The organism is Nioella sp. (assembly GCF_965215655.1).
Lineage (GTDB): Bacteria > Pseudomonadota > Alphaproteobacteria > Rhodobacterales > Rhodobacteraceae > Nioella.
Genome location: NZ_OZ244111.1, coordinates 3,984,978 through 4,007,815, shown reverse-complemented (window position 1 = coordinate 4,007,815; position 22,838 = coordinate 3,984,978). Strand labels below are relative to the sequence as shown.

Genomic DNA, 22,838 nt, shown 5'->3' with positions numbered 1-22,838 from the left:
CCATGACCGATCTCGTGCCGCTGCGCCGCGCCCTGCTTTCCGTATCCGACAAGACAGGGCTGATCGAGCTGGCCCAGGCCCTCGCCGCGCGCGGGGTGGAACTGCTCTCGACCGGCGGCAGCGCCAAGGCGATGCGCGATGCTGGATTGGCGGTGAAGGATGTGGCCGAGGTCACCGGTTTCCCCGAGATGATGGATGGCCGCGTCAAAACCCTGCACCCCAAGGTGCACGGCGGCCTTCTGGCCCTGCGTGACAACGACGCCCATGTCGCTGCGATGGACGAACATGGGATCGAGGGCATCGATTTGCTGGTCGTCAATCTCTACCCGTTCGAAGAAACCGTCGCCAAAGGCGCCGATTATGACACCTGCATCGAGAACATCGACATCGGCGGCCCCGCGATGATCCGCGCGGCGGCCAAGAACCATGCCTTCGTGAACGTGGTGACGGACCCAGAGGATTACGCCGCCCTTCTGGCACAGCTCGACGAGAACGATGGCGCAACCGGCTACGCCTTCCGCCAGCAACTGGCGCTGACAGCCTATTCCCGCACCGCCGCCTATGATGCCGCCGTCTCCACCTGGATGGCCGGGGCCCTCGGTACCAACACCCCGCGCCGCCGCGCTTTTGCAGGCACGTTGAAACAGACCCTGCGCTATGGCGAAAACAGCCATCAGCGCGCCGCCTTCTACACCGATGGCTCAGAGCGCGAGGGCGTGGCAACCGCCCAGCAGCACCAGGGCAAAGAGCTGAGCTACAACAACATCAACGACACCGACGCTGCCTTCGAACTGGTGGCCGAGTTCGGCACCGACACGCCCGCCTGCGCGATTATCAAGCACGCCAACCCCTGCGGCGTGGCCGTGGGCGCGACGCTGCTTAACGCCTATAAATCGGCCTTCGACTGCGACCGCACCAGCGCTTTTGGCGGCATCGTCGCCCTGAACCAGCCACTGGATGCAGCCACAGCCGAGGAAATCACCGGCATCTTCACCGAGGTCGTGATCGCCCCCGGCGCGTCTGACGAAGCGAAGGCGATCTTCGCCGCCAAGAAGAACCTGCGCCTGCTGACCACCGGCGGCCTTCCCGACACCCGTGCAGGCGGCCTTGCCTTCCGGCAGGTCGCGGGCGGGTTCCTCGTGCAGGACAAGGATAACGGCTTTGTCGGCATGGACGATCTCAAGGTCGTGACGAAGAAAGCCCCCACCGAAGACCAGATGCGCGATCTGCTCTTCGCCTGGAAGGTGGCCAAGCACGTCAAGTCCAACGCCATCGTCTACGTGAAGGACGGCGCCACCGTCGGCGTCGGCGCAGGCCAGATGAGCCGCGTGGACAGCGCCCTCATTGCCGCCAAGAAGGCCGAACGCATGGCCGAAACGCTTGGTTTGCCGAAACCTTTGACCATCGGCTCCGCCGTGGCCTCCGACGCCTTCTTCCCCTTCCCCGACGGGCTGATGGAAGCGGCCGCCGCAGGCGCGACATGCGTGATTCAGCCGGGCGGATCCATGCGCGACGACGAGGTGATCGCCGCGGCGGACGAGGCAGGTCTTGCCATGGTCTTTACCGGGATGCGCCATTTCCGTCACTGAGAGGGGTTGAATCCGATCCGACCTCCTTTCATCTTGGCACAAATACCTCGGGGGGTCCGGGGGGCAGCGCCCCCCGCGGGTCGACGCCGAAGGCGGCGAAACCCGACTGGATCAGCACGAAGGACACTCATATGCGCCTCACCCTCCTCTCCGCGCTTTTCTGGTTCGCGCTCGACCAGATCAGCAAGTGGTATGTGCTTTACCAGTTGGACCTGCTGACCATCGGCCAGATGGAAATCCTGCCGCCCTATCTGAACTTCCACATGGGCTGGAACACAGGCATCAATTTCGGCCTGCTGGCCAATGACGCCAATGCCACCCGCTGGCTGCTCGTTGCCCTCGCCTTCGTCATTTCGGCCTGGATCCTCTGGTGGTCGCGCCGGATGCAGAAGCGCATCTCGATGCTGTCGGCTGGCGCGATTGTCGGCGGGGCCATTGCAAACGCCTTCGACAGGGTCATCTATGGCGCGGTTGCGGACTTCCTGAACACCTCCTGCTGTGGCTTCCAGAACCCGTATGCGTTCAACATTGCCGATATCGGCGTCTTTGTCGGCGCCTTTGGCTTGCTGATCTTTGCCGATACGAAGAATATGACCCCGTGACGGCGGCGAAAACATGCGCTAAACCGTCCGAGAGGAGAGACTGAATGAGCAGGCTTCGCACGGCAATCGGCTTGGGACTGGTGCTTTTGGCACTTGCGGCATGTGGTCGAAACGACCCGCGCCTCTTAAACCTGCGTGCGGACGGCGAAGGCCCCGATGAGTTCGGCATTCTTCCCACGCGGCCTCTGCAAATGCCGGACGATCTGCAAAGCCTGCCTGCCCCGTCCCCCGGTGGCATCAACCGCGCCGATCCCGACCCCGAGGCCGATGTGGCCGCCGCGCTTGGTGGCAATATCGACCGCGCCGGGGCCGGCAGCCAGGGCATGGTCAGCTATGTCACCCGCTTCGGCGTGGGCCGTGACATCCGCGACACGCTGGCCGCCGAGGATCTGGAATTCCGCCGCCGCAATGACGGCCGCATTCTGGAACGCATCGCCGCCGTGAACGTCTATCACCGCGCCTATCGCTCCATGTCGCTCGACCGCTACGCGGAACTGGAACGCATGCGCGCTGCAGGCATCCGCACGCCCGCCGCCCCGCCGGAAGAGATCGGCAATATTGAAGACTGAGTCTCAATGAGACCTGGCTTTCTTGAAGTGTGATGTGAACAGCAGACTGATGCCACCCACCGCTCTGAGTTCGATTTTTGAACTAGAAACTGCAATAACTGCTACCTTTGACGATCAGGATTGCATGCACTGGTTTACTTGACCGGGTCACAGTCGGCAAAAAAACCTTTGCTTGCCAAACCTTTCAGACTACCCTCCCGCGCATTATGACGACCGACCGGAGCGCCTGCGACAGAAGCCGCTGCCGAGTAATCATTGGGGGAAACAGAAATGCCACTAAACGCCGGGGATATTGGGTTTGTTGAAGTCTCGATGGCGTCAAGCTTCACCGATCAAAACTTCAAGATTGTCGTTTTGCAGGATGTATCAGCTGGCGAGTCGATAAGCTTCACTGACAACGGGGTCAACAGTGGCGGCTTTAGCACATTGGAAGGCGTGCTGAACTGGACAAACGATACCGGCGGCACCATCGCGGCCGGAACGGTTATCGAATTCTCCACGCCAAGCGGGTCTGGCGGGTGGAGCGCCTCTCAAGGAAGTCTCGTAGAGAATGGAGTTTTCGACATCGGGACCGGCTCTCACGATCAGATCCTGGCTCAGAGCGGCGGAAGCCCAATCGCTCAGTTCCACTCACAATCGGCATTCTCAATTAATCTCATTGGCAATAGCACGATCAACACCGAGCTCGGCTCCGGGCTTACCGAAGGCACAAACGCAATTGCCGCCGATACAGGGGCAAGTCTTGCGTCCTACACGGGACCGACATCTCTGACGGATCCTGCGACCTGGGCAGCGCGTTTGAATGACCCGAGCAACTGGACACAGAACACGACTTTCGGCTCTTCAACAATCAGTGTCACCTGCTTCCTGGAAGGAACACTGATTCTGACGGACACGGGAGATGTGGCTGTCGAAACATTGTCCATCGGAGACACCGTGATCACGGCAGAAGGCGCGCCGGCTTCCGTGAAATGGATCGGAAGCCAAACCGTTTTTACCGCCTTCGGCCCCGCCGAGCGACTGATGCCTGTGCGGATCAGCGCAGGTGCGCTTGGCAACGGCCTGCCCCACACCGATCTGACCGTCACCGCCGATCATGGAATGCTGGTGGATGGCGTCATCTGCCACGCTGGCGCGCTGGTGAATGACGTAACGATCACCCGTGTGCCGCTAGCCGAGATAGGACAGACCTATACCGTCTACCATATCGAGACCGAGGAACATGAGATAATCCTCGCAAACGGCGCCCCAGCCGAGACCTTCATCGACAATGTTTCCCGCCGGGTGTTCGACAACTATGCCGAGTTCGAGGCGCTCTACGGCGACGTGCCGGAGATGGAGGAACTCCCCTACCCCCGTGCGATGAGCGCAAGGCAGCTACCAGAGCGCTTGCGCAAGCAGCTTTCGTGCTTGATCGCAGTCTGACTACACGGCAAGGTTGCAGGACTTCGCTGCTGAGGCCCTTGGGAGGGTTCATCGGGCAACGCAACAAAGAAACGGGCAGACCTGCGAAACTGCAAGTGTCGTCGACAGGTTTCCTTGAGTGACAAAAGTGGCGCGCGCGGCATACGATCGGTCCCGTTATGCAAGCGCTCCGCGAAATCCGGGTCAGATCCACATTTTTGTGGTCTTGCCCGCAAGCCATAGAGAGAAAGCCAGATGGGAACCTACACGATCAATTCATGGTGCTACTACAGTCTAAGCACCGATATTCCCACCGGGAACCAATTCTGGAACAAGCAAGGGCTTTCAGGCAACAATCCCGGATATACGCCCGCCAGCTACACTGAAGATACGGCGGTTGATAATAATCTCTCACCCGGTGAAGTGCTTGATCCCGACTATTCCGCCTCAGGCGCAACCTATCTTGGAACGGTCACCTACAACGGTCGTGAATTCCTTGTGTTCGAAGATGAACATGGCCAGTTGCTCGGCTCATCAGAAGCGGGGGTCGCCTATGCGGATTTCCCACCGGCGGTGGATTTTGATGGCAATTATACAGCCGGTGACTCAACGGACGATATCGCCTCGACCGTTACGCCAATCTGCTTTCTCGGGGGAACGAACATCGCGTCACCCGAGGGTCAGGTTGCGGTAGAGGATCTAAGGATTGGGGATGTGGCTCTGACCGCCGAAGGTGTTGAGGTGAAGGTCAAATGGATCGGGTATCAGACCGTCTCCACCCGTTTCGGTCCTGCCGAGCGCCTGATGCCGGTTCGGATCAGCCCGGGCGCGCTTGGCAACGGCCTGCCCCACACGGATCTGACGGTCACCGCCGATCATGGAATGCTGGTGGATGGCGTCATCTGCCACGCTGGCGCGCTGGTTAATGACGTAACGATCACCCGTGTGCCGCTAGCCGAGATGGGACAGACCTATACCGTCTACCATATCGAGACCGAGGAACATGAGATCATCCTCGCCAACGGTGCCCCCGCCGAGACCTTCATCGACAATGTGTCCCGCCGGGTCTTCGACAACTATGCCGAGTTCGAGGCGCTTTACGGCGATGTGCCGGAGATGGAGGAACTGCCCTACCCCCGTGCGATGAGCGCAAGGCAGGTGCCGGAGCGGATCACGGCGAAGCTGGCCGGGAAGGTGGTGGCCTGACGGGGGGGCGGAACTGCCCAGCCTTCAAGTGCTTGCATTTACAAAGGTGCCCCGTCGGTCCTGTTCCGGGGCTAACTCAACCGGCATGACAGGATGGGCTGGATTTGCTAAGTAACTGAAAAAGACCGGCGGCAAGGTGGCTTGCGACGAAAATGACCTGAGCTGATTGATAGAAGGGATTCTCGATGGCGACTGCAACATACTCCACATTTTATTATCTTGGGCCTGTCGGAGTGCCGACCACACTGACATTTCCATCGGGCAACGCCTACGGTATCGGCGACGTCATCGAGATAGATCCGACCCCGAGCGGCGGCTCGACAGACGTGGGCGAGGCTATAAACGTTTTTGGTGCCTCCTTTACCCTTGCGGGTGTCACCGACACCGGTGATCCGGTGGTCGATCTGGGCGGCGGCGAGCTGTATGTATTCTCGAACAATGCCGCCCTTGGCGGCACGACGGTTACACTGTCGGCATCGACCTACACGTTCTGCTTCCTGCCCGGAACCGGCATTGCAACCCCGGCTGGAGAGGTCGCAGTAGAGGATCTGTCCATAGGAGACAGAATTCTTTCGGGTGCTGACGGCGAGGTCAGGGTCAAGTGGATCGGCCGCCAGACCGTTTCCACCCGTTTCGGCCCCGCCGAGCGGCTGATGCCGGTGCGCTTTGCTGCCGGGTCTTTGGGTGACGGCCTGCCACATACCGACCTGACCGTTACTGCTGATCACGGGATGCTGGTGGATGGAGTCATTTGCCACGCTGGCGCTTTGGTGAATGGCACGACCATTACCCGCGTGCCTTTGGCGGAGATGGGCGACAGCTACACTGTCTACCATATCGAGACGGAAGAGCATGAAATCATCCTCGCCAACGGTGCCCCCGCCGAGACCTTCATCGACAATGTGTCCCGCCGGGTCTTCGACAACTATGCAGAGTTCGAGGCGCTCTACGGCGACGTGCCCGAGATGGAGGAGTTGCCCTATCCCCGCGCGATGAGCGCAAGGCAGGTTCCCGCCCACATTGCAAACAGGCTCGCCAAACGTCAGGTGGCCTGACCCTCTGCCCGCTTTCTCAGCATCTGGCGCAGGCCCGACCGGTCTGCGCCATTTTCCTTGCTCTGGCGCCAGGCAGGAGTACCGGAACGCGCCCTTCATCGCTCACATCCCCGTCACCACGCTTGATGCTGCGGCGAAACCCCGTATCTCTTGTGGGGCTGGATCGCTTTTGTCTGCCGAAGAGGTTTCTGAATGTTCCGATACATGCTGGCCGCGTGCATGGCCCTTATGCCGTTTCTCCCGTCCGGGGCACAGGCCACAGAGGTCTCGGAGTTCACGCTCGACAACGGGCTGCATGCCGTCGTCATCGAAGACCACCGCGCCCCGGTGGTGGTTCACATGCTATGGTATCGCGTCGGCGCAGCGGATGAGCCGCCGGGCCGCTCCGGCATTGCGCATTTCCTCGAACACCTGATGTTCAAGGCCACCGAGACGCTGGAAAGCGGCGAGTTTTCCGACATTGTCGAGGCCAATGGCGGGTCCGACAATGCCTTCACCAGTTGGGATTATACCGGCTATTACCAGCGTGTCGCCTCGGACAGGCTCGGCCTGATGATGCAGATGGAAGCCGACCGGATGCGCAACCTGTTGCTGACGGACGAGGATATCACCACCGAACGCAGCGTGATCCTTGAGGAACGCGCGCAGCGGACCGATTCCAGTGCGGGCGCGCTTTTCAACGAACAGGTGCGGGCGTCGCTCTATCTCGCGCATCCCTATCGCATCCCCATCGGCGGCTGGCGGCACGAGATCGAGACCCTTGGCCGCGAGGACGTGTTTTCCTTCTATCACGACTACTATTCCCCCGATAACGCGATCCTGATCGTGGCGGGAGACGTGACGCCCGAGGAAGTCCGCGCGCTGGCCGAGGAACATTACGGTCCTCTGGAGCCATCGGGTGTGGAACCGCGCGAACGCCCCCATGACCCGCCGCAGATCGCGGATCGCCGCGTCTATTACGAAGACCCGCGCGTGTCCGACCCCTACGTGGTGCGCAGCTACATCGCGCCCGAACGCGACCCCGGCGATCAGCGCATGGCTGCCGCCCTGACGCTCTTGTCCAACGTGCTGGCAGGGTCCGGTGCCACGGCCGTGCTGCCCCGTGTCTTGCAGGTAGAGGAGGCCCGGTCTCTCTATGCCGCTGCCAGCTACTCCGGCACCAATCTGGATGACACGGTCTTCTCTGTCTTCAACGTGCCCGTCCCCGGTGTCTCGCTGGAAGAGGCCGAAGCCGATCTGGATCGCGTCATCGCGCAGTTCCTTGAGGACGGCATCGACCCCGAACAGTTCGCGCGCATCCAGTTCCAGTGGGAAGCCGAGATGATCTATGCGCAGGATGACGTGGGCGATCTGGCGCGCATGTACGGTGTCGGCCTGACCTCCGGCCTGACGGTGCAGGACATTCAGGACTGGCCCGATGTCATCGCTTCGATCACGCCCGAAGAAGTGATGGAAGCCGCCCGCATGATCTTCACGGAAACCACCTCGGTCACCGGTTACCTGACCGCCCCCGGCCTGTGAGGAGACAGCCCATGTTCCGCATTCTTGCTTTCGTCGCCCTCACGCTTGCCGCCACCCTGCCCGCCCGCGCGCAGGTCGATATTCAGGAGGTCACCTCGCCCGGTGGCCTGACGGCCTGGCTGGTCGAGGATCATTCCATTCCGTTCGTCGCAATCGACATTCTGTTCGAAGGCGGCACCTCGCTCGACGCGCCCGGCGCGCGGGGCGCAACCTATCTGATGACGGCCCTGCTGGAAGAAGGCGCCGCCGATATGGACAATGCCGAATTCGCGGCCCGATCCGAGGCGCTGGCGGCCTATTTCGGTTTCGATTCCTACCGGGATTCGATCAACATCACCGCCCGAATGCTGACCCAGAACCGGGACGAGGCCGTTGACCTGCTGCGCGCGGCGCTGGTGGACCCCAGTTTCGAACAATCCGCCATCGACCGGGTCCGCACACAGGTTCTGTCGATCATCGACAGCAATCAGAACGACCCGTCGGACCTCGCGTCCTCTGAGCTCTACGCCCAGACTTTCGGGGATCATCCCTATGGGTCGGACCATGAGGGAACCACTGAAAGCGTTCAGGCCCTGACCCGCGACGATCTGATTGCCGCCCACCGGGGCGCGCTGGCCCGCGACCGGGTGCACATCGGCGTGTCGGGCGACATCACGCCAGAGGAACTGGGCCAGTTGCTGGACCGTCTGCTTGGCGACCTGCCCGAAACCGGGGCCGACATGCCCGGTGATGCGCCCTACAATCTGACCGGCGGCATCACCGTCATCGACTACCCGACGCCGCAGTCCACAGCCTTTTTCGGCCATGCCGGGATCGAACGCCACGACCCTGACTTTTTCGCCGCCTATGTGCTGAACCAGATCCTTGGTGGCGGCAATTTCCGGTCGCGGCTGATGCAGGAGGTGCGGGTGGAACGCGGCCTGACCTATGGGATCTCCACGTTCCTCGTGCTGTTTGACCATGGCCCGATGATGCTGGGGCAGTTCTCCTCCTCCAACGATCTGGTGGCCGAGGCCATCGAGGTTTTGCACGACCAATGGGCCGACGTGGCCGCAAATGGCGTCACGGCAGAAGAGCTGGAGGCCGCCCAGACCTATCTGACCGGCGCCTACCCCCTGCGCTTCACAGGCAACGCCACCATTGCCGGTATCCTGTCGGGCATGCAGATCGACGAGATGCCCATTGACTACATCAATACACGCAACGATCAGGTCATGGCCGTGACGCTGGAGGATATTTCCCGCACCGCCGCCCGCCTGATGGACCCGGAGGGGCTGCATGTGGTGGTGGTCGGGCAACCAGAGGGGCTTGAGATCGGGAATTGACCATAGGCCGCGACGGCAAGTGCGCTTCCCCGCCCCGATCGCCACGGCTATAGGCAGGCCATGACTGACACCCTGCCCCCGTGCCCCGCCTGTTCCTCTGCCTATACCTACCAGGTGGATGCGCTGCTCAACTGCCCGGAATGCGGCCATGAATGGGCTCCGGGTGCGGCGGCGGAGGACGTCATCCGCGACAGTGTCGGCAATCCGCTGGCGGATGGGGACACCGTGACCGTGATCAAGGACCTCAAGCTCAAGGGCACGTCCACGGTGGTCAAGGTTGGCACTAAGGTGCGCAACATCCGGCTGGTGGACGGCGATCACGACATCGACTGCAAGATCCCCGGCGTGGGCCAGATCGGGCTGAAGTCACAATTCGTCAAGCGGGTTGCAGATTAGGCAGCCCCGGCGACGAAATGCAGGCGGTTTTTCATGCATCCGGATCGTGCCAGCCTGATAGAACTGCCCATGACAGCACAGGGCGCGGCTTCGGCACGCAAAGGAAACCGCCCGGACAGGTGAATTCATCAGGTTTTGCAGGAACAGCAGTAAAAGCGTCAGAAACGCGTCCAATGGTTGCCATATTTGGACGTCACCCTATCCGCCTAAGCCATACGCCATAATCTACCCAATCGAGTGAAGCCAAATGTGCACAATCTGCGTTGCTGTCCGCCCGTATGATCCTGACTGCGTCTACAAGGCCCTGACCAACGAGATGGCAGAAGTCCCGGAAATCCCGTCGGCACCGGCCTCCGTTTCGACAACAAATGTCATGGCTGTCGGTGACAGCTTTTCCGGCACTATCGATTCCCTCGGGGATGCCGATTGGGTCGCCATCAGCCTGTCGGCGGGTACAGCATACGAGATCCGGATTCTGGCGGACGGCGCGGGCGCAGGCACATTGTCCGACTCCTATCTGCGTGTCTATTCGGAAACCGGATTACAGATCGCAGAGAATGACGATGGCGGGGCGAACCGCGATTCCCGCCTCGTTTTCACCCCGACAAGCGACGGGACCTACTATCTGAGTGCGCGTGCCTGGGACGACAGCGCCACCGGCACCTATCAGATCACCGTCGAGCCCTATTCCAACAGCATCACCGAAGGCAGCCTTGATGAACTGGCCGCATTCCTGACAGACGGGTACTGGAGCTCGGTCGGTGGAACCCGCCATGTCTTCGACACGTCCAGCAGCAACGAAATCACGGTCAACATCACCGCATTGGATGACCGGGGCCAGTTTCTGGCCCGCGCCGCCATGGAAGCATGGACCGCCGTAGCCGACATCACGTTCCGTGAAGTTACAAGCGGTGAACAGATCACCTTCACCGACACTCAGAGCGGCGCCTTTGCCTCCTATTCCTCTCTCGGGCCCTACACGACTTCCGCCACCGTCAATATCTCCAGCACGTGGCTCGATACCTATGGCGCCGGCTATGACGACTACAGCTTCTCCACCTATATCCATGAAATCGGACATGCGCTCGGACTCGGCCATCAGGGGCCCTATAACGGTTCGGCCAGTTATCCCTTCGACGCAGCTTTCAGCAATGACAGCTATCAGTTGTCGGTCATGTCCTATTTCTCGCAGACCGAAAACACGGATGTCGATGCAAGCTATGCCCTTCAGGTGACTGCGATGGCGGCAGATATCGTCGCAATCCAGAACCTCTACGGAGCACCGGATGCCTCTTCACCCACCGCGGGCGATACGACATATGGCGTGGGCCAAACCATAGGCGGCTATCTGGGCGACCTCTTCGATATCATGACCGCGGGGCAGGGCACGAACACTCGCTATGACAACGGCCCCATTGCCTTCACGCTCTACGATCACAGCGGCATTGACACGGTCAATCTCAGCAACGACACCGCGAACCAGCTTGTAGACCTGAACAGCCTTGGAATCTGGAATGTCTTCGGGCTGACCGGGAATGTCGTCGTGGCAAGCGGCACGGTTATCGAGAACTATATCGCCGGTTCCGGGAACGACACGATCATCGGCAACGCGGCCCAGAACTACCTGTCTGGCGGGGCTGGCAATGACATGCTTACCGGAGGCGCAAACGTTGACACCTTCGCCTATACCGGTGGCGCTGACGTGATCACCGACTTCTCCGGTGATCTGGTCGATATCGACTCGACTCTGTGGTCAGGCAACTTCAATGCGCTGATGTCGAATGCCGTGTTCCAGAATGGCAACCTCGTTCTGAATTTCGGCACCGGGAATTCCCTGACATTCAACGGCCTTACCAGCACTTCCGCCCTGAACGGACGCATCCTCGGCGTGACCGCCAACGATGCCACAAGCGACCTGACTGGCGATGGCACCTCCGATATCCTGTGGCGGAACGGGACGACGGGCCAGTACGGCATGTTCGAGATGCAGAATGGCAACGCGACCTGGCAGGTGCTCGGATCTGAAAGCACCGCCTGGCAGATCGCGGGTCTTGGCGATTTCGACGGGGATGGCACGGACGACATCCTGTGGCGCAACGACAGCTCCGGCGGCATCGGGTTCTCCAGCATAAGCTCGGGCATCCCGGTCTGGAATGCCCTGGGGCAGGCCAGTTCCGCGTGGGGCATCGTGGGCGTGGGCGATTTCAACGGCGACGGCACCGACGATATTCTCTGGCAGAACAGCAGCAATGGCGGCGTCGGCATGTTCGCCATGTCGGGCGGCACGGCCAGCTGGCAGACCATTGGCGGATCATCTGCGCCGTGGGAGATCGTGGCAACCGGCGACACCACCGGCGACGGGATCGACGATATCATCTGGCGGAACGCGACGACCGGCCAGGTCGGCCAGTTCGAGATGTCGGACAGCGGAACGGCCAGTTGGAGCGTCGTTGCCAATGTCTCGACCGACTGGCGGCTGGTAGGGACCGGGGATCTCGATGGCGACGGCACGGACGATTTGCTGTGGCGGCACGAAAGCACGGGCGCGGTCGGCTACTACGCCATGGGCTCTGGCACGCCGGTCTGGCAGGGCCTGGGGCAGGCGAGCTTTGATTGGGATATTGTCGGGACCAGCGATTATAATGGCGACGGAACGGACGACATCCTGTGGCGGAACATCAATAGCGGTACGGTCGGCATGTATGACATGGGGGGCGGCAGCCCAAGCTGGCAGACCATCGGCCAGGCCGGGCTGGAATGGGACGTCGAGGGCCAGTTCGTGGACGAATTCGTCTTCTGACCAGCGCTTTCATCCGGGACGAAGCGGATTCGGAAAGATGTCCTTCATATTCCCTGTCCGTCTCCTTGGTCGAACCGCGAACACCTTGCCCCCAGGTCCGACGAATCATCCCGATCCTGCGGTACGCTGCTGGCCCGTAGTGTGACCCAAGGCAACCTCTTCCCGCGAAGGCCGGTGTAGGCGTTTGTCGAAAACGCAATCGAATGCGGTCGGTACAAAGCGTGGGAAAGCCTGCCACCGAAGCGCAAAGGATGAATTGCAGGATGCGGACCAGAGCCGTCATTCGTTGCAACCGGTTTGACGGTCAGCTCGCTGGAAAGGTCAAGCGTCTCAACCTGACCGCAGGCTCAATCGGCCCCGGTTTCCACGCAGTGGCGGCGGAAGCTTCGTTTCAGAAGGTCCAGCTCCTCTCGCAGGAATTCGACCTCGGCGCGGATGTCGTCCTCCAGCGGTTCGCCAGCCAGAATGGTGATGCGATCCAGCACTTCGCCATCCTCGGAACTGCGAAGCTGGATGGTCTGTACCCCATCACACAGAACCTCGGCCGGGATGTCGAAGCCAAGCAGGAAATGCCCCGGATGCCCTTCCATCGGGGTGATCTCGGGCAGGCCGATGACACGGTCATGATGGACGGCCTCGACCACCGGCGCAGCGGAGGAGGCGTTCAGCAGCCCTTCGTAGCGGCCGGCTTTCAGGCGGGTCTTGACCAGGCTCGATTCGGACATTTGCGGGATTCCTTCACAAATCGGCGCGTGGGGCGCGGGTCAGCGTCAGGTCGGTCAGCAGCACCTGATTCATCGCGGGATTGTCGAAGATCAGGTCGATCCAGGCTTTCTCCACCCGCTTTTCATTGATGTTGGAATAGGCCAGGTCGAACTCGGCCAGCCCCACATCGTCGGACAGGTCCAGCTGCCGCACCATCTGTTCAGTGTTGGGGCCGTGCTGCACGTTCAGCCTCGCATAGATCTCGATCGGGTTTTCGCGGATCACGCGGGCGCGCAGACTGAAATAATGGTTGCGCGTGATGCCGGAAATCGCCGCATCGGGCAGGGACAGGACCAGCGACAGGAAGGATCCGTCAAAGCGGTAGACATCCAGCAGCAGCCCGAAGGCCGCGGACACGGAAGGGCCGGTGTTGCGGGTCTGGCGCAGGGTGATCTCGGACCGGGCGCAATCATGAAACAGCGTCACGCTGTCGGTCAGCTTGTGCGGGGACGGCACCTCCACCACGCCAGAGGGCACGCGGGGGGCGGTCCAGGGATCGGGCCGCCAGGCCCAGTCGCATTGATCGGGGCGCAGGATTTCGGATTGCCCATCCGGGATCAGGCCGGCTTCGGCGGCGGCCACGAACAGATCGAGCTTGCGGCGCAATCTGCGCGCGGTGCGCTGCAACTCCTGCGCCTCCTGCGCTGGCAGGGCACCGGCGTGATCGGCCAGCGCCGCCCAGCGCTCGACCGATTTTCTCAGCATCCGTTTTTCCAGAAAACCGCTCATGTCAGCTGTCAGACTCTCCCACTCGTTCCGCGATGTGCCAAGGGTTTAACCCCTGATCCCTTAACCGCCCATTATTCTCCGAAACAGCCCGACATTCCAGAGCGTTCCGCGCGGCTGCGCGGGACTGGCAGGGACCGCTGCCGGGGCAACCGGGGCGGCACCGGACTCGTTTGCAAGCTGCACCGCCCGGGTGAATTCGCGCAATGTCTGCAATCCACTGTCAGAGGAAACCGGGCTGTCATCGCGGCCAAGAACCGTCAGCGTCGCAATCCGGTCGCCTACATCCAGATAGGACCGCCAGTAATCGGCCGAGACATTCTGGATCTCGCTGGCACTGCTGTCGCTGGCACGCAGGTAGAACACATCGCCCTGATGGAAACTGTCCAGAACCTCGACCGTGTCGGCCTCACCCGCGCGGCTCAGCAGCTGGCGGCCTTCTTCGGATGCGAAAAACGCGCTCAGATCCGGGATCGCGTCGCGAAGGGTCTGGCTTGCATCAGCTTCGGACAACGACGCGGTCAGGATCGCCGGAATCGCAGGCTGTCCGGCGCTGCGGCGGTTCGAAATCACCGCGCAATTGCCCATCAGGACAAAGGCCGTATCGCCACTGTCGCGGGTGGAATCGGGATCGACGCAGAAGCCTTCCGGCCCGGTCACCGTCACCATGTCAGAGGTCACGGACACGGCCGGCACCGGCGGGGACCCGGACGGTCCGCCTCCCAGCCGCCCGCAGGCAGCGACCAGCAACACTGTCAGCGCAAGTGCCCTAGAGGTCCATATAGACATGCCGTTCCTCTTTTCCGCCCGGGTGAGTCACCGCGCCATATTTGGCCGACCCCACAAGCTGCGCGTATTTCCACAGCGCGCCCGAGGCATAGATGGTTTCGCGCGGTCCGGCCCAGGCGGCCTTGCGCGCGGCAAGCTCCTCCTCCGTCAGGGCAACCGACAGCTCTCCGGTCACCGCGTTGATGGTGATCATGTCGCCGTCTTCCAACAGGGCAATCGGCCCGCCATGGGCAGCTTCCGGCCCCACATGGCCGACACAAAAGCCCCGCGTTGCCCCGGAAAAGCGCCCATCGGTGATCAGCGCCACGGATTTTCCCATGCCCTGGCCAGACAGTGCCGCCGTGGTGGCCAGCATTTCCCGCATCCCCGGTCCGCCTGCGGGGCCTTCGTTGCGGATGACGATCACATCGCCTTCCTTGTAGGACCGTGCCTTGACTGCCTCGAACGCATCTTCCTCACACTCGAACACGCGGGCGGGACCGGTGAACACCTGTTCCTCCGCGCTCATCCCTGCGACCTTCACGATGGCCCCGTCAGGGGCAAGGTTGCCTTGCAGCCCGACCACACCACCGGTTTCCGTCAGCGGCGCCTCAATCGGGTGGATGACCTTGCCATCGGCCTCGCGTTCGATGAGGTCCAGTTCCTCGCCAATGCTGCGCCCGCTGGCGGTCATGCAATCCTCGTGGATCAGTCCGGCCTTGCGCAGCTCCTTCATCACCACGGGTACGCCGCCAACCTCATAGAGGTCCTTGGCCACATACTCGCCGCCCGGTTTCAGGTTCACGAAATAGGGCGTGTCATGGAAGATCTCGCAGACATCCTGAAGATTGAAATCAATCCCCGCCTCATGCGCAATCGCGGGCAGGTGCAGACCGGCATTGGTGCTGCCACCGGTACAGGCCACGACCCGCGCCGCGTTCTGCAAGGATTTCAGCGTCACGATATCCCGCGCGCGGATATTCTTTTCCAGCAGATTCATCACTGCATCGCCCGAGGCCGTGCCATAGGCATCGCGGCTTTCATATGGCGCGGGCGCACCCGAGGAATTCATCAAAGCCAGCCCGATCGCCTCTGACACGCAGGCCATGGTGTTGGCGGTGAACTGGCCGCCACAGGCCCCGGATGACGGGCAGGCGATCTTTTCCAGCGCCCGCAACTCTTCGTCCGAATTCGCGCCTGCCTGATGGCGGCCAACCGCTTCGAACACATCCTGAATCGTCACGTCCTTGCCCTTGTAGCGGCCCGGCAGGATCGAGCCGCCATAGATGAACACCGAGGGCACGTTCAGCCGCACCATCGCCATCATCATTCCCGGCAGCGACTTGTCACAGCCCGCAAGCCCGACCATTGCGTCATAGCAATGGCCGCGCATCGTCAGTTCCACGGTGTCGGTGATCGCATCGCGACTGGCCAGCGACGCCCGCATCCCCTCATGGCCCATGGCAATGCCATCGGTGACAGTAATGGTGGTGAACTCGCGCGGGGTGCCGCCCGCGTGCTTGACGCCCATCTTTACCGACTGTGCCTGACGCGACAGGGCGATGTTACACGGCGCGGCCTCGTTCCAGCAGGTGGCGACGCCCACGAAAGGCTGGTTCACCTCTTCCTCGCTCAGCCCCATGGCATAGAGAAACGACCGATGCGGCGCACGCGCGGGGCCGATTGTGGTGTGCCGGCTTGGCAGATGAGATTTGTCTTTCGGACCCATGGTCATGCTGATCTTCCCCTTACCAAAGCGCTTGCTTTCAGGAATAGAGTGCGCGACTCCCCCACACAAGCGCGATTGCCGCTGGCAGATGGTCAGGGTATGGTCTCGCAAAATAGCAGGCAGGCCCGAGCGAATGAGTTACAAAGCCCATAACGCCTATGTGGCGCCAGCGCAGATACGGCCTCAGATCGGCTGGTTGATGCTTGGATTCGTACTGGCCTGCGTGATCTGCGTGCTATGGGTCATTGCACTCTTTGGCACCGTCTTCCTGACAGCCGGTGTTGAAGGCGGACAAGCCTGGATCGACCGCATGACGCGGGCCGATACGCCCACCTCTACCTTGTTGGTCATCGCCACCCTGTGGGGCCTTGCCTTTGGCGTCATGGCCGTGGCCCCCCTGATCCACCGCCGCAGCGCCTGGACGCTCTTTGGTCCCTGGCGGCGGATGCGGCGGCATTTCATGATCGCCACACTGGTCTGCCTGGCGGTGCTGGCGGCCTCCGCGCTTATCCCCTTCGGCTACGACCCGGTGCCCGGCCTGGACCTGCCCCTGTGGCTCAACTTCCTGCCCCTGTCCCTTCTGGTCATCCTCGGCCAGACCGGGGCGGAGGAGCTGTTCTTTCGCGGCTACCTGCAACAGCAACTGGCCGCCCGGTTCAACACGCCGCTGGTCTGGATGGTTCTGCCGTCCATCCTCTTCGGCCTCGCGCATCTGGACCTGTCCAATGGCCCTGTCCTCGCCTGGCTAGTGGTGGCCGCGACCGGGCTTTTCGGTCTCTGCGCCGCCGATCTGACGGCCCGCACCGGCAATATTGGCGCCGCCTGGGGGTTTCACTTCGCCAATAACGTGGTGGCGATCCTCGTCGTCTCGCTCAGCGGCACGCTGTCCGGCCTTGCGCTCTACGTCACGCCCTTCGGCCCTGCGGAAACCGAAACGCTGGTTCCCCTGCTTCTGCGCGACATGGCGACCACCATCGCGATCTGGGCCGCGATCCGCTTTGCCCTCGCAAAGACCGGGCGTTAGGCCACGCTGCAATTGCATTTCCCGTCCCCGCGTCATATTTGGGCGTGGACGGTCGCAGAAACGGACAGCTCATGAACTGGATCACCAATTACGTCCGCCCCCGGATCAACTCGCTCTTTTCCCGCCGCGAGGTGCCGGAAAATCTTTGGTCCAAATGCCCCGAATGCGGCACCATGCTGTTTCACCGGGAACTGTCGGACAATCTGAATGTCTGCACGGGTTGTGACCACCACATGCCGATCACCCCGCGCGCCCGGTTCGAGGCGCTGTTTGACGGCGGCGTGTTTTCCGAAGTGCAGGTGCCCGTCCCGGTCCCCGATCCGCTGCAGTTCCGCGACCAGAAGAAATACCCCGACCGCATGAAGGCCGCCCAGAAGGGCACCGGAGAGTTCGAGGCAATGCTGGTCGCAGAGGGCGAGATCGACCGCACCCGTATCGTCGCCGCCGCGCAGGACTTCACCTTCATGGGCGGGTCCATGGGCATGTATGTGGGCAACGCGATCATCGCGGCTGCCGAACGCGCCGTGGAACGCAAACTGCCGCTCGTGCTGTTCTCCGCCGCCGGGGGCGCCCGCATGCAGGAGGGCATCCTGTCGCTGATGCAGATGCCCCGCACCACTGTCGCCGTGCAGATGCTGAAAGAGGCGGGCCTGCCCTATATCGTCGTGCTGACCCATCCGACCACGGGCGGTGTGACGGCCTCCTACGCCATGCTTGGTGACGTGCAGATCGCCGAACCCAATGCGCTGATCTGCTTCGCCGGTCCCCGCGTGATCGAACAGACCATTCGCGAAACCCTGCCCGAAGGCTTCCAGCGCTCCGAATACCTGCTGGATCACGGCATGCTGGACCGCGTGACGCATCGCAAGGACATGAAGGATGAGCTTGTGACCATCCTGCGCATGCTGACCGGTCAGCCCCCCGCCGTGAAGGGCGACCTGCCCGCGCCGGAGCCGGAGGCGGAAACACCCGCGCCCGTGGCGTCCGAAGAAGAGGCTGCCGACAAGAATGGCTGAGGCCCGTTCCGACATCCTCCTTGACCGGATGATGTCGCTGCACCCGAAAATTATGGACCTGACGCTCGACCGGATGCACCGGCTTCTGGCCGCGCTCGACCATCCCGAGGCGAAGCTGCCCCCGGTCATCCACGTGGCTGGCACCAATGGCAAAGGTTCCACGTTGGCCATGCTGCGCGCCGGGATCGAGGCGGCAGGCCAGTCGGCCCATGTCTATACCTCGCCCCATCTCGCGCGCTTCCACGAACGCATCCGGCTGGCGGGTGATCTGATCGACGAAGACCTGCTCAGCGGCATTCTCGACGAATGCCTTGCCGCCAATGGCCCTGATGCGATCACCTATTTCGAGATCACCACCGCCGCCGCGCTCCTGGCCTTCACGCGCGTGCCCACCGACTGGACGCTGCTGGAAACCGGCCTTGGGGGGCGGCTCGATGCCACCAATGTGGTGGACCAGCCCCGGCTGACGATCATCACGCCCGTGGATCTCGACCATCAGCAATATCTGGGCGAGACCCTTGCCGAGATCGCGGGCGAAAAGGCCGGCATCATGAAGCGCGGCGTGCCTTGCGTCGTCGGCCCGCAACAGGACGCGGCGCTGGAGGTCATCGAGGCCCGCGCCGCCCGCCTGGGCGCCCCCCTGCTGGTCCATGGCCAGCACTGGCATGTGTGGGAGGAACGCGGGCGTCTGGTGTTCCAGGATGAAACCGGCCTGCTCGATCTACCCCTGCCCAATCTCGTAGGCGGTCACCAGGTGATCAATGCAGGCGCTGTTCTCGCCGCCCTGCGCCATCTCGGTTTCGACGAAGCGACCTGCGAAGCAGCCGTCACCCAGGCCGAATGGCCTGCACGAATGCAGCGCCTGAAAACCGGCCCGCTGGTGGAGATGGCCGATGCTGTCGGCAGCGACCTCTGGCTCGATGGCGGCCACAACCCCGCCGCAGCGCTGGCTATCGTCGAATCGCTTTCGCGCCTGCCGGTGAAACCCACGCATCTCATTTGCGGGATGCTGAACACCAAGGATGTGGGCGGCTTCATGCGCCCGCTGGCCGGTGTCGCTGAAAGCCTCCACGCCGTTTCAATCCCCGGACAGGCCGCGACTCTCTCGGCCGAAGACACCGTCGCCAAGGCCCGCGCCGCCGGGCTGAGCGCCGAAACCGCCGGAGACGTGCAATCTGCCCTGTCCGCGATCCTGTCAGAAGCCCCCGGGTCCCGCGTTCTCATCTGCGGCTCCCTCTACCTCGCGGGCGTGGTGCTCCAGACACACGGCTGATCCGCCCGGCCCCTTCATCTTGGCACCAAATACCTCCGCCGGAGGCTCCCCAACCCCGAAGCCCGCTCAACGGCGGAATACCCGCGACTCCCGACCCACGAATCCGTGGCAACGCGGCCCGACGAGGGCCCCGAAGGGGCCTGAGGAGGGCCGCTCCCCGGTCGACGCCGGCAGGCGGCGAAATCCCTTTCTGTCTGCACGCCCGGTGCACGGGGGGTGTACAGGGGGTGTACGCCCGGCACCCCCCTGATCTCCCCCCATTGACCACAGCTTCCATCCTGCGCAATGTGACCCCGATGGTTCCCCGAAGCGCTGCGCCGAGGGGATGAAAAGGGAATGCGGTGCGGGGTTTCCCCAAGGCCGCAACTGCCCCCGCAACTGTAAGCGGAGAGCGCCCCCAATCGCGCCACTGGTTCAGGGACGAACCGGGAAGGCCGGGGACCGCATCGACCCGCGAGTCAGGAGACCTGCCATCAGAATTGAAACCTGAAGGCGGGGTGTCCTTCGAGGGGGTTTTCACGGCCCTCCCGACCCGTCTGATCCCAAGCGCGGAGGGCGCGATGATCATGACCGAAGACGGCTTTTCCTATAGCTGCACCACCTGCCCCAAAACCGGCCAGCCCTGTGCCGCCGGCCTTAGGCTCGCCCGTCAACTCGGGGCGGCCCTGCGGGCTAGCGAAGGCACGATCCAGGAGGATTTCGAGATGACCGGACATGGGCAGTTCAGCGGTGCCTGCGGGCAGGAGTGTGATGTTGTATATAGTCTCTATCACAAGGGATTTCGCGTCTTTTGTGGCGTTCCGCAAGACACCGATCCCGAAGCCCTGATCCGGTTTTCCAACGCGTTTCTGGGCGATGGTCCCGTTCCGCGCGAGCCGGTTCCACGGGCCATGGTCGTGGGCGCTCGGATTGCTCAGTACACGGCGCTGACGGCCCAAGCCTGACCCTTAGCCCTGCGCGCCACCCCGCGCAGGGCCGAACAGGGCCGCAAGCCCGAGGACGATGCCCGATACGGTCGCAATCATCCCCGCGGCACTGACCGAATCCTCTGCGCCAAGCCAGAGCGGCCCGTAGCCCGCAAGCACATAACCCAGAACCGCAGACAGCGTGGCGAAGACCACGCTCCATCCCACCTGCGCGGCCAACCGGTTCGTCATCAACCGCGCAGCAGCGGGCGGGCAGATGAACATGGCGATCACGATGATCGACCCGACCGCATCGAACGCCGCAACGGCAGCCAGTGCGGACACCGCCACAAGCGACATGCCGATCAGGTTGGTCCGCATCCCCATGACCTGCGCAAAGCCCTCATCAAACGTGGAAATTTTCAGGGGCCTCCAGAACAACCAGATAAACGCAACCACGCCAATCATGGACAACCCCATACGAAGAAGCTCGGGCGGCAACCCGGCCAGCGCCTCTGGATCAAGCAACGAACCCCACCCGAACGCATCCAGCCAGATCAGGCTTTCCAGATTGCCCATCAGCGCATGTTCCACATCGAGGTGAACGGTCGAGGTGTCCGACCTTTCCAACAGCAGCACTCCGCCCGCGAACATCGTCGTGAACACCACGCCCATGGCGGCCCCCGGTTCGATCCCTCCGAGCCGTCGAATGGCTTCGATCAGCAGCACGGCCAGCAGGGCGGCGGCGGCAGCGCCAATCATCATCGGCCAGGCCGTCACCGTTCCGGTGATCAGGAAGGCCACGACGATGCCGGGCAGAACCACATGGGAAATCGCATCTCCGATCAGGGCCTGCCGCCGCAGGACCAGGAAATTGCCCGGCAGCGCGCAGGCAATCGCCGCGAACACACCGATCAGGATGGGTGTCAGGCTCAGGGGGACGAACTCTGCGCCGCTCATGCCGAGACCTCCTGCGGCGCGGCCAGATGCGTGTCTATTTCGGCCAGTTGGTCTCTTGTCACCACGGTTTCAATCGGGCGCATCCCGTCATAGAGCGCCGCTGCGGCCTCGTGATCGGGCATGGCGCGCAGGATCTCCCACCGTTTTTCGTCCAGCAGGGCCTTGGCGGCGCGGGCGCGTCCGGCCTCGGTCGCCACGCCATCGGGACGCGACAGGCCCGCGCGATGCAGAAGACGAACAGTGTAGCGTTCATAGATCGGCTGACCATGCGCCAATGCCAGCAGCCCCTGCCGAACGTGAACGCGCCTCTGAAACGCGACGTGGCGAATGACGGCGGCCAGAACGCCCCGGTTGGGCGCAAGGATCAGGGAGGCGGCAAAGACGGAAAACCCGGTCAACACGATGATCGGGCCGGTTGGTAGTGCCGGGGCAGAGGCGGATATTGCCGCACCAACAAAGCCCGACAGCCCGCCGATAACGCCCGACAACAGCCAGACGCGCTCGGTCCTGTCCGTCCAGAACCGGGCCGTCACTGGCGGGATGATCAGAAGGGCAACGATCAGGATCAACCCCACCACTTTCAGCCCCACGACAGTGACCGCCATGACCAGACCCATGGTCGCCAGATCCACCTGCCGAATGTTCAGCCCCCGCGCAGCGGAATAGTCCTCGTCGAAGGCCACCATGATCATAGGTCGCCGCAGGATCAGCGTCAGGATCAGGGTCAGCGCCCCTCCGGCCGCGATCAGAAGCGCGTCAGAGCGAAGCATTCCAGCGGTGGAACCAAGCAGCAAGCTGTCCAACCCCGCCTGACGCCCGGATTCCATCGTCTGGATGACCGTCAGAAGCACCACGCCAAACCCGAAGAACACCGACAGCACTGCGCCAATGGCGCTGTCCTCGGCCAGCCTGGTGCGGCGCGTCAGCCATTGCACGGCCAGAAGGCCAAGGGCGGCTGTCACCGCCGACCCGGCCAGCAGCCCCGCCAGGTTTCGCCCGTCGCCACCAAGCGCCACCATCACGATGAAGGCCAGCCCTACACCGGGCAGGGTCGCGTGGCTGATGGCGTCGGACACAAGGGCTCGGCGGCGCAGAAACAGGAAGGTTCCCGTCACACCGGCGGCAAACCCCAACAGGGTTGCGCCAATGGCGACAAGCGTGGCGTTATAGCCAAGCTGAAGGGTCAGCGCCTGCCAAAGCATGGC

General features: G+C 62.5%; 20 protein-coding genes and 1 riboswitch. Of the genes, 14 read left to right on the top strand and 6 right to left on the bottom strand.

Features of this window, described 5'->3' with window-relative positions:
* Window positions 1–2: 2 nt before the first annotated feature.
* From purH to ACOOEX_RS19875, 10 genes are all read left to right on the top strand, one after another.
* Window positions 3–1,589, top strand: a complete 1,587-nt coding sequence (purH, locus tag ACOOEX_RS19920) for a bifunctional phosphoribosylaminoimidazolecarboxamide formyltransferase/IMP cyclohydrolase (protein WP_420396458.1) — start codon at window positions 3–5, stop codon at window positions 1,587–1,589.
* Between the two features lie 131 nt (window positions 1,590–1,720).
* Window positions 1,721–2,191, top strand: coding sequence for a signal peptidase II (gene lspA, locus ACOOEX_RS19915; protein ID WP_420396457.1), 471 nt, complete (start codon window positions 1,721–1,723; stop codon window positions 2,189–2,191).
* 44 nt (window positions 2,192–2,235) lie between these two features.
* The gene (locus ACOOEX_RS19910; protein WP_420396456.1) at window positions 2,236–2,760 is read left to right on the top strand and encodes a DUF3035 domain-containing protein; all 525 of its coding nucleotides are present in this window, start codon (window positions 2,236–2,238) and stop codon (window positions 2,758–2,760) included.
* Between the two features lie 270 nt (window positions 2,761–3,030).
* On the top strand, window positions 3,031–4,185 hold the full coding sequence (locus ACOOEX_RS19905; RefSeq protein WP_420396455.1) for a Hint domain-containing protein: 1,155 nt from the start codon (window positions 3,031–3,033) through the stop codon (window positions 4,183–4,185).
* Window positions 4,186–4,419: 234 nt separating this feature from the next.
* Window positions 4,420–5,370: a Hint domain-containing protein gene (locus ACOOEX_RS19900; protein ID WP_420396454.1), complete on the top strand. Its 951-nt coding sequence runs from the start codon at window positions 4,420–4,422 to the stop codon at window positions 5,368–5,370.
* 185 nt (window positions 5,371–5,555) lie between these two features.
* The gene (locus ACOOEX_RS19895) at window positions 5,556–6,425 is read left to right on the top strand and encodes a Hint domain-containing protein (RefSeq protein WP_420396453.1); all 870 of its coding nucleotides are present in this window, start codon (window positions 5,556–5,558) and stop codon (window positions 6,423–6,425) included.
* 192 nt (window positions 6,426–6,617) lie between these two features.
* On the top strand, window positions 6,618–7,946 hold the full coding sequence (locus tag ACOOEX_RS19890) for a M16 family metallopeptidase (RefSeq protein ID WP_420396452.1): 1,329 nt from the start codon (window positions 6,618–6,620) through the stop codon (window positions 7,944–7,946).
* A gap of 11 nt (window positions 7,947–7,957) precedes the next feature.
* Window positions 7,958–9,271 (top strand): M16 family metallopeptidase, encoded by a 1,314-nt coding sequence (locus ACOOEX_RS19885; protein WP_420396451.1) that lies wholly within the window; start codon window positions 7,958–7,960, stop codon window positions 9,269–9,271.
* A gap of 60 nt (window positions 9,272–9,331) precedes the next feature.
* Window positions 9,332–9,667: a zinc ribbon domain-containing protein YjdM gene (locus ACOOEX_RS19880; RefSeq protein WP_420396450.1), complete on the top strand. Its 336-nt coding sequence runs from the start codon at window positions 9,332–9,334 to the stop codon at window positions 9,665–9,667.
* A 316-nt stretch (window positions 9,668–9,983) separates the two neighbouring features.
* Window positions 9,984–12,467, top strand: a complete 2,484-nt coding sequence (locus tag ACOOEX_RS19875) for an FG-GAP-like repeat-containing protein (RefSeq protein ID WP_420396449.1) — start codon at window positions 9,984–9,986, stop codon at window positions 12,465–12,467.
* Window positions 12,468–12,814: 347 nt separating this feature from the next.
* Here the strand turns inward: ACOOEX_RS19875 and ACOOEX_RS19870 are convergent, their stop codons facing one another.
* The 4 genes from ACOOEX_RS19870 to ilvD form a co-directional block, all read right to left on the bottom strand.
* A complete protein-coding gene (locus ACOOEX_RS19870; RefSeq protein WP_071691794.1) occupies window positions 12,815–13,192 on the bottom strand; it encodes a hypothetical protein in 378 nt (125 codons plus the stop codon).
* Between the two features lie 13 nt (window positions 13,193–13,205).
* A complete protein-coding gene (locus tag ACOOEX_RS19865; RefSeq protein WP_420396448.1) occupies window positions 13,206–13,961 on the bottom strand; it encodes a DUF6478 family protein in 756 nt (251 codons plus the stop codon).
* 60 nt (window positions 13,962–14,021) lie between these two features.
* Window positions 14,022–14,645, bottom strand: coding sequence for a hypothetical protein (locus ACOOEX_RS19860; RefSeq protein WP_420396447.1), 624 nt, complete (start codon window positions 14,643–14,645; stop codon window positions 14,022–14,024).
* An 82-nt stretch (window positions 14,646–14,727) separates the two neighbouring features.
* Entirely contained in the window at window positions 14,728–16,461 is a 1,734-nt protein-coding gene (gene ilvD, locus ACOOEX_RS19855) for a dihydroxy-acid dehydratase (protein WP_420396446.1), read from the bottom strand.
* Window positions 16,462–16,588: 127 nt separating this feature from the next.
* Between ilvD and ACOOEX_RS19850 the strand changes: the two genes are divergently transcribed.
* The 4 genes from ACOOEX_RS19850 (at window position 16,589) to ACOOEX_RS19835 (ending at window position 20,712) form a co-directional block, all read left to right on the top strand.
* Window positions 16,589–17,479: a CPBP family intramembrane glutamic endopeptidase gene (locus tag ACOOEX_RS19850; RefSeq protein WP_420396445.1), complete on the top strand. Its 891-nt coding sequence runs from the start codon at window positions 16,589–16,591 to the stop codon at window positions 17,477–17,479.
* 71 nt (window positions 17,480–17,550) lie between these two features.
* On the top strand, window positions 17,551–18,495 hold the full coding sequence (gene accD / locus ACOOEX_RS19845; RefSeq protein ID WP_420396444.1) for an acetyl-CoA carboxylase, carboxyltransferase subunit beta: 945 nt from the start codon (window positions 17,551–17,553) through the stop codon (window positions 18,493–18,495).
* Complete coding sequence (locus tag ACOOEX_RS19840) at window positions 18,488–19,768, top strand: bifunctional folylpolyglutamate synthase/dihydrofolate synthase (protein WP_420396443.1); 1,281 nt, start codon at window positions 18,488–18,490, stop codon at window positions 19,766–19,768. Before accD ends, ACOOEX_RS19840 begins: the two co-directional genes overlap by 8 nt.
* A gap of 280 nt (window positions 19,769–20,048) precedes the next feature.
* Window positions 20,049–20,258, top strand: a riboswitch (cobalamin riboswitch).
* A 70-nt stretch (window positions 20,259–20,328) separates the two neighbouring features.
* Entirely contained in the window at window positions 20,329–20,712 is a 384-nt protein-coding gene (locus ACOOEX_RS19835; protein ID WP_420396442.1) for a hypothetical protein, read from the top strand.
* 3 nt (window positions 20,713–20,715) lie between these two features.
* Here ACOOEX_RS19835 and ACOOEX_RS19830 read toward each other — a convergent pair whose 3' ends face one another.
* Together ACOOEX_RS19830 and ACOOEX_RS19825 are read right to left on the bottom strand one after the other, a co-directional pair.
* Window positions 20,716–21,633, bottom strand: a complete 918-nt coding sequence (locus tag ACOOEX_RS19830) for a metal ABC transporter permease (protein WP_420396441.1) — start codon at window positions 21,631–21,633, stop codon at window positions 20,716–20,718.
* Window positions 21,630–22,835: a metal ABC transporter permease gene (locus ACOOEX_RS19825; RefSeq protein WP_420396440.1), complete on the bottom strand. Its 1,206-nt coding sequence runs from the start codon at window positions 22,833–22,835 to the stop codon at window positions 21,630–21,632. Before ACOOEX_RS19825 ends, ACOOEX_RS19830 begins: the two co-directional genes overlap by 4 nt.
* Window positions 22,836–22,838: the final 3 nt, after the last annotated feature.

Coding starts and splice junctions, on each gene's coding strand:
- ACOOEX_RS19910 (WP_420396456.1), top strand. CDS start 2,236: ATGAGCAGGCTTCGCACGGCAATCGGCTTGGGACTGGTGCTTTTGGCA.
- ACOOEX_RS19890 (WP_420396452.1), top strand. CDS start 6,618: ATGTTCCGATACATGCTGGCCGCGTGCATGGCCCTTATGCCGTTTCTC.
- ACOOEX_RS19880 (WP_420396450.1), top strand. CDS start 9,332: ATGACTGACACCCTGCCCCCGTGCCCCGCCTGTTCCTCTGCCTATACC.
- ilvD (WP_420396446.1), bottom strand. CDS start 16,461: ATGACCATGGGTCCGAAAGACAAATCTCATCTGCCAAGCCGGCACACC.
- accD (WP_420396444.1), top strand. CDS start 17,551: ATGAACTGGATCACCAATTACGTCCGCCCCCGGATCAACTCGCTCTTT.
- ACOOEX_RS19840 (WP_420396443.1), top strand. CDS start 18,488: ATGGCTGAGGCCCGTTCCGACATCCTCCTTGACCGGATGATGTCGCTG.
- ACOOEX_RS19870 (WP_071691794.1), bottom strand. CDS start 13,192: ATGTCCGAATCGAGCCTGGTCAAGACCCGCCTGAAAGCCGGCCGCTAC.
- ACOOEX_RS19865 (WP_420396448.1), bottom strand. CDS start 13,961: ATGAGCGGTTTTCTGGAAAAACGGATGCTGAGAAAATCGGTCGAGCGC.
- ACOOEX_RS19850 (WP_420396445.1), top strand. CDS start 16,589: ATGAGTTACAAAGCCCATAACGCCTATGTGGCGCCAGCGCAGATACGG.
- lspA (WP_420396457.1), top strand. CDS start 1,721: ATGCGCCTCACCCTCCTCTCCGCGCTTTTCTGGTTCGCGCTCGACCAG.
- ACOOEX_RS19885 (WP_420396451.1), top strand. CDS start 7,958: ATGTTCCGCATTCTTGCTTTCGTCGCCCTCACGCTTGCCGCCACCCTG.
- purH (WP_420396458.1), top strand. CDS start 3: ATGACCGATCTCGTGCCGCTGCGCCGCGCCCTGCTTTCCGTATCCGAC.
- ACOOEX_RS19825 (WP_420396440.1), bottom strand. CDS start 22,835: ATGCTTTGGCAGGCGCTGACCCTTCAGCTTGGCTATAACGCCACGCTT.
- ACOOEX_RS19895 (WP_420396453.1), top strand. CDS start 5,556: ATGGCGACTGCAACATACTCCACATTTTATTATCTTGGGCCTGTCGGA.
- ACOOEX_RS19905 (WP_420396455.1), top strand. CDS start 3,031: ATGCCACTAAACGCCGGGGATATTGGGTTTGTTGAAGTCTCGATGGCG.
- ACOOEX_RS19900 (WP_420396454.1), top strand. CDS start 4,420: ATGGGAACCTACACGATCAATTCATGGTGCTACTACAGTCTAAGCACC.
- ACOOEX_RS19875 (WP_420396449.1), top strand. CDS start 9,984: ATGGCAGAAGTCCCGGAAATCCCGTCGGCACCGGCCTCCGTTTCGACA.
- ACOOEX_RS19835 (WP_420396442.1), top strand. CDS start 20,329: ATGATCATGACCGAAGACGGCTTTTCCTATAGCTGCACCACCTGCCCC.
- ACOOEX_RS19830 (WP_420396441.1), bottom strand. CDS start 21,633: ATGAGCGGCGCAGAGTTCGTCCCCCTGAGCCTGACACCCATCCTGATC.